Below are 6,368 nucleotides of genomic sequence, written 5' to 3'. Positions count from 1 at the left end.
AAATCCGACACTGCAAGTGTCGGTCAATCTTAAGCAACGCCCGCGGCGCCAGCACGCCAGCGGGGGCAGTGCCCCGGCCGGGCAGGTGGCGGCGGCCCATGACGTACTGGACCAGGCCCAGCGTCATACCGACAGCGGCCGCCGAGAAACCCCAGTGCCAGCCCTTGCTCTGCCCGAGCCAGCCGGCGACCAACGGCCCGAGGAAGGCTCCGATATTGATAGCCATGTAGTAAAGGGCGAAGCCGGCGTCGCGGCGCTGGTCGTCGCTGCGGTAGAGCTGGCCGACCATGGTGGAGACATTGGGCTTGAGCAGCCCCGTACCCGCACTGATCAGCCCGAGCCCCGCCCATGTAGCAGCACCCGCCGGCACACCCATCGCATAATGCCCGCACGCGATGAGAATGCCGCCCCACAACACCGCACGGTAGGTACCGAGCACACGGTCCGCCAGCCACCCACCGGCAACGGAAACGAGATACACGAGCGTCCCGTACGCGGCCGCGACCGAAGCAGCCGCACCAGGCGCCATCCCGAGACCCCCCGCGGCCACGGTGTCGGCGAAGTACAGCACCAGAATCGCCTGCATACCGAGAAAGGAGAACCGCTCCCACACCTCAAGCCCAGACAGCGCTCCCAGACCCCTGGGCTGGCCGAAGAAGGAGCGGTCCTCACCTGGTGGCGCGTCGCTGCGGACGGTGTCTGTGACAACGGCGGGCATGGGGACTCCTCATTGATCATGAGAATTACTCACGAATATACCGTCCACCTGATTCGACGCTTTCCTGGGAATTTCCGGAAGGGGCCAAGGACCCTGGTTGCGACCCCCCTGTCGAGGTAAACGGACCCGAGTCGCGAAGTGACCGCAGTCACAGGGAGACGCCACGGCTGCGCAGGAAATGGACCGGATCCATCGCGTGGCCGTAATTCGGGCTGGTGCGGATCTCGAAATGGAGATGCGGTCCGCTGGTGTTTCCGGTGTTGCCCGACAGGGCTATCCGCTGGCCGGCCCGGACGGTGTCGCCCACTCTCACATCCACTCTGAGGAGGTGCGCGTACTGCGAGTAGGTTCCGGAAGCGTGTTTGATCACGATGGCGTTGCCGTATGCCTTTCCGTCCCCGGCACCACGGGGCCCGGCCTTGACCACGGTGCCGCCGCCCGCGGCCGACACAGGTGTTCCGACGGGTGCGGGAAAGTCCACGCCGGTGTGCCCGCGTGCCCACCGCCCGCCCGCGTTGCCGAAGGCCGCGCTCATGGCCCGGCCACTGATCGGGTGTGCCCAGGATTTGCCACCGCCGCCGCTCCCGCCGCTTCCGCTCCCACGGCCACCGGGAGCAGGCGATCGGCCGCCGACGGGTCGGCCGCCCTTGCCCGGCGGCTTGCCGCTGCTCGGCGAGGAGCTCGGTTTCCCTTTCTGTCGCGTCTCCTCGGATGGCCCCTGACCCGTTTCCTCCTCGCATCCCTCAGTGCCGTGAGGGGAGCAGTCCGGGGTGGTGGCGGGTAACCCGGCGCCCGCCTGTCCCGGCTCCGGGCTCTTGTCCGACAGTGAGATGACCAGCAGGGCCAGCGCGACCGTGGACGACGCGACGGCCGTCCCGGTGGTGTGCCGGCTGAACCCCCGTATGCTCACCTTCGGTTTCTCCTAGCATCCGCTGTGGCCCTTGAGTTGAGCCTAGAAGCCGGGCAATCCCGACGTGAGAGGCAGGAGTTGACCGAGCGGCGACCGAGGGATGAGCCCTGGTATCCGGGTGGCTGGCCAGTTACGAGGAGTGCTTGCCCTTGTGTTTGCGCTGGAGGGAGCGCAGGTGCTTGCGGTAGGCGTCGAACTCCCTCCGCGCGACGGGTGCCAGCAGATAGAGCCCGATGATGTTGAAGAGAGCGAGCGCGAACAGCAGGGCGTCGGCGAAATCGAGCACCGCGCCCAGTGTCAACAGCGAACCGGCGATGGTGCAGCCCGCCGCCAGCAACCGGTACACCAGCACGCTCGCACGGCCCCGCCCGAAGAAGTAGGTCCAGCCCCGTTCCCCGTAGTGGGCCCACGTGATGATCGTCGAGTAGGCGAAGAGGATCACGGCCATGGCCAGCACGAAGGGGAACCAGGGCAGCACGGTGGCGAAGGCGTCCGAGGTGATCGTCACCCCCGTGGGCGCGTGCGGCCCGCCCTCGATCGCCTCACGCGCCTCGACATAACTCGACGGGTTGGCGATGACGATGGTCACCGCGGTGACGGTGCAGACGACCACCGTGTCGATGCACGGACCCAGCATGGCCACGAACCCCTCGGTGGCGGGGTGGTTGGTCCGTACCGACGCGTGAGCCATCGGCGAGCTGCCGATGCCCGCCTCGTTGGAGAAGACCGCACGCTGGAACCCGACGACCATGACTCCGGTGACGCCGCCGACCACACCTTCCGGACTGATCGCGCCCATGACGATCGACGACAGCGCGGAGGGGACCGACCCGAGGTTGACGGCGATGACGGTGAGGCAGGCGCCCAGGTAGACGATGGTCATGGCGGGGACCAGTCGGCCGGCGAGTGCCCCGATCGTCTTCATTCCGCCCAGCAGCGTCACGGCGATGAGGATGCTCGCCACGATGCCGAAACTCAGCCGCGGGACCGGACCGGCCAGCCAGCTGCTCGCGCCTCCGGTGACACTCTGCAGCTGTTCGAGCGTCTGGTTGATCTGGAACATGCTGCTGCCCAGGGTGGCGAAGAGCACGACGAGCACCGCGTAGACGCCGGCCAGACCGCGCCCCAGCAACGGCAGTCCGCGCTCGGCGAGGCCGCGGCGCAGATACTGCATGGGGCCGCCGTGGACCGTGCCGTCCGCCAGCTCCTCGCGGTACTTCACGCCCAGGGTGCATTCGACGAACTTCACCACCATGCTGAGCATTCCGCCCACGACCATCCACACCGCGGCGCCCGGCCCGCCGATGGTGACGGCGATGGCGACACCGGCGATGTTGCCGAGTCCGACGGTCGCGGAGACCGCCGCGCTCAGCGCCCGGAAAGGGGTGACCTCACCGGGGTCACCGGCATTCACGGCTTGCCGGCGTTTGCTCGCCCGTACCAGCGCGACCGCGTGGCCGAACCAGCGGATCTGCACGCCGAAGAAGTAGCAGGAGAAGGCCGCGCCGGCCAGGACGACCCAGGCGACGATCCAGGGGAAGGACGTGTCGAGAAAAGTGACTTCGGTGAAGAAGACGCCGAAGATGACGTCGACGACCGGGGTGAAGAAGTCGTTGAGCATCTCCTCGAAGACACCCGCCGGTTCGCTGACGGGGGGCGGGACGTCGGGGGACGCCGCCCAGGTTCCGGCGCTGTTCGACTGCGCGTCCCGGGCGACGAGCAGGGAGCCGACGGGCGTCATGCATACCTCCGTGGTGAGCCGGTCGGCGGTCTGGTGAAGGATGGTTGCGGCGGCGAGCGGTGAACACCTCCGTCGACAAGTGGTGTTGAGGGAATGGCGACGGTCGGAAGTGAACCGGTCGCGACAACCCTGTCGGTCGGGCGGCTGCTCTTTCCTCTCCGATGGTTGACGGATACGAGAGATCGTTGATCGCTGCCGAGCCTGGAGAAAGGTCGGTCAGGGCCGGAGGCAGGCGGAGATCAACTTACGGATGGCCGCACGGGACAAGCCGGTCTGTAGCGTCCAAAAGGTAGTCAGTTGCGCTTCGGGCCATGCCAATTGCCCGCAGCCGAAGTCGATGGGAAAAGGGGTCAGGGTATGAAGCTGAAGGTTGTCCTCGATCGGGTCGTCTGCCGGGACACCGAGGACATCGTGGGCGCGGACGAGTTCTACGTCTCCGGAGTCGTGGCGACGAACTTCGGCGCGCAGCCGGTTCTGACGAAGCCGATGGACATCCGGAACGGGCAGGACCTCGCATTCGACACGGCGCAGCGCGTCGTATTCGAGGGGGAGCTCCCGGAGTCCGGCAACCTCGTCATCAACCTGAACGCCTGGGACAGCGACTTCGGGAAGGACTGGGAGGAGAAGGGGTACCACAAGGCGGTCAAGTCCATCGGCGACATGCTGGCCGAGCGCGCCCCCGAGGCCCTCGACGCCGTCCGCGCCGCCGGCAAGGCCCCGACGGCCGACGGCACGGCCCCTGTTGCCGGCGACAAGGCTCCGGCTGTCGCGGGCAAGGCCCCGGTCGCCGGTGAGAAGGCGGCTCCGGCCGCCACCGCGAAGTCCCCGGCCGCCGCCGGCGGCGGAAAGACGCCGACCGCTGACGCGGACGCCCGTATGGCCGTGGACATCGCCAAGGTGGTCGTGGAGGTCGTGGACAAGGTCCTGACGTCCGTCGTCAAGGGGGCCGACCCGGATGACCTCCTCGGCACCCTCACGCTCGACATCCCGGTGACCGAAATCGGGCGTGAGCCCCGCGTCATGCCCAAGGTGTGGGGGTTCAAGCAGGGCGGCGGCGCCGGTATTTCGACCTGGGACTACGACGTGCACTACTCCATCCATGTCGAGCCGTAAGCAGCGCTCCGCCCATATTCCTCGCAGGCCGCGCGGTACCGCGACATCGAAGTACATCAGACAAGGGATCAGAGTATGAAGCTGAAGGTTGTCCTCGATCGGGTCGTCTGCCGGGACACCGAGGACATCGTGGGCGCGGACGAGTTCTACGTCTCCGGAGCCGTGGCGACGGATCTTGGCGCTCGGGCGATCCTGACGAAGCCGATGGACATCAAGGAAGGCCAGGACCTGGCGTTCGACTCGGCGCAGCAGGTCATTTTCGAGGGGGAGCTCCCGGAGTCCGGCAACCTCGTCATCGATCTGACGGCCTGGGACAGCGACTTCGGGAAGGACTGGAACGAGAAGGGGTACCGCCAGGCGGTAAAGGCGATCACCGATGCCCTTGCCCAGCACGCGGCCACCGCCCTCGTGCCCACTCTGGCGAGTGCCGCTGCCGTCGGACTGACGGGAGGGCTCGGTCTCATCCTGGTCCCCATCGTCACCAAGGTGGGCGTCCCCATCGCCCGCGAGGCCGCCAAGGTCGTCGTGGGACTCGTCGACAAGGGTCTGAACAGCATCATCGAAGCGTCCGACCCGGACGACCTCCTCGGCAGCCTCACGCTCGACATCCCGGTGGCCGACCTCGGACGCAAGGCCGGCATCACCCGCAGGGTGTGGGGGTTCAAGCAGGGCGGTGTCGGCCTCTCCACGTGGGATTACGACGTCCACTACTCGATCCACATCGAGCCCTGAGCGTTTCCCGGCGTTCCTTCCACCCGCGCCGACCGGCGCGGTGACGCACCTCGCTACCGTCCAGGCCGTGTTCCCCGCACGGCCTGGACGGATTTTCTTTTGGCGACGCCGCCTCCGTTTCACAGAACGTAGGAATACCGTGACCGAGAGTGTTCCGAGTTCGGGGAAACCTGCCGACCACCGCGCTGCACATATTCTTCGCGACAATCCGAAAGCAGTCCCCCCTTTCTGGAACCCGGGTCGGGAAATTCACGCAGTTTTCCCCTTGAGCAGCCGCCACGGTATGGAGAGCGGCCGACGGAACAGGCCCGCTTTCGATGGCCTATTGACCCGTCGCGAGGAGTGGTGTTCTCATGAAGCGCCCCGTGCTCCGACCGGAACCGGCCAGGAGGCCGGAACGGTTCCACGACGGCCTCGCCGAAGCGTTTCACGTGAATTCCTTCCGCAATGCTTCCAAGGGACGGTCGTTTCCGTAGTTCTACGGCGGGCTTCGGTGGCTACTGAAGAACCCCTGGGCCGCATCGCCATGCCTCCCGCATGAGCGTGCGGACCATTCCAGATGATCAACGGTTCCTTGTGCACCGAGCAGTTCACGAGGCACACAGCACGAGAGCAACCGGGACGGGAGTCCATATGCCAGACCACCTGCAGCCGCCAGGCATCCCGCCGCACCGATCCGGTGACAGCCGGCCCGGTGCGGACGCGCTGGTCGTCCTGGACCGGGTCAACAAGCACTTCGGCGCGCTGCACGTGCTCCAGGACATCGATCTGGCCATCGCGCGCGGCGAGGTTGTCGTCGTCATCGGCCCGTCGGGGTCCGGTAAGTCGACGCTGTGCCGGACGATCAACCGGCTGGAGACCACCGACTCCGGCTCCATCACGATCGACGGGCGGCCGCTGCCCCAGGAGGGCAGGGAACTGGCGCGGCTGCGGGCGGACGTGGGCATGGTCTTCCAGTCCTTCAACCTCTTCGCCCACAAGACCGTTCTGGCGAATGTGACGCTGGGTCAGGTGAAGGTCCGTAAGAAGGGCCGCGAGCAGGCCGACAAGCGCTCCCGTGAACTGCTGGAGCGCGTCGGCCTGCTGGCCCACGCCGACAAGTACCCCGCCCAGCTGTCCGGCGGCCAGCAGCAGCGGGTGGCGATCGCCCGCGC

6 protein-coding genes are annotated in these 6,368 nt (G+C 67.1%); 3 read left to right on the top strand and 3 right to left on the bottom strand.

Translation table 11 applies throughout. From position 1 onward, the window contains the following. The 3 genes from ACWD4A_RS35020 to ACWD4A_RS35010 all read right to left on the bottom strand — a co-directional run. Positions 1–718, bottom strand: a 718-nt coding sequence (locus ACWD4A_RS35020; protein ID WP_451200478.1) for a peptide MFS transporter, incomplete at its 3' end; no start/stop codon positions are given. 148 nt (positions 719–866) lie between these two features. Further along, the gene (locus tag ACWD4A_RS35015; protein ID WP_451200475.1) at positions 867–1,253 is read right to left on the bottom strand and encodes a M23 family metallopeptidase; all 387 of its coding nucleotides are present in this window, start codon (positions 1,251–1,253) and stop codon (positions 867–869) included. Positions 1,254–1,758: 505 nt separating this feature from the next. After that, positions 1,759–3,369, bottom strand: a complete 1,611-nt coding sequence (locus tag ACWD4A_RS35010) for an alanine/glycine:cation symporter family protein (protein ID WP_451200474.1) — start codon at positions 3,367–3,369, stop codon at positions 1,759–1,761. 357 nt (positions 3,370–3,726) lie between these two features. On the opposite strand from ACWD4A_RS35010, the gene ACWD4A_RS35005 reads away from it, so the two are divergent. From ACWD4A_RS35005 to ACWD4A_RS34995, 3 genes are all read left to right on the top strand, one after another. After that, complete coding sequence (locus ACWD4A_RS35005; protein ID WP_451200473.1) at positions 3,727–4,482, top strand: hypothetical protein; 756 nt, start codon at positions 3,727–3,729, stop codon at positions 4,480–4,482. Between the two features lie 75 nt (positions 4,483–4,557). Beyond that, entirely contained in the window at positions 4,558–5,214 is a 657-nt protein-coding gene (locus ACWD4A_RS35000) for a hypothetical protein (RefSeq protein WP_451200472.1), read from the top strand. 633 nt (positions 5,215–5,847) lie between these two features. Beyond that, a partial coding sequence (locus ACWD4A_RS34995) for an amino acid ABC transporter ATP-binding protein (protein ID WP_451200470.1) occupies positions 5,848–6,368 on the top strand: 521 nt, incomplete at its 3' end.

The organism is Streptomyces sp. NPDC002537 (assembly GCF_053594975.1).
Note: the sequence above shows the minus strand (reverse complement) of the source record. Positions and strands in the feature narration are given on the sequence as shown.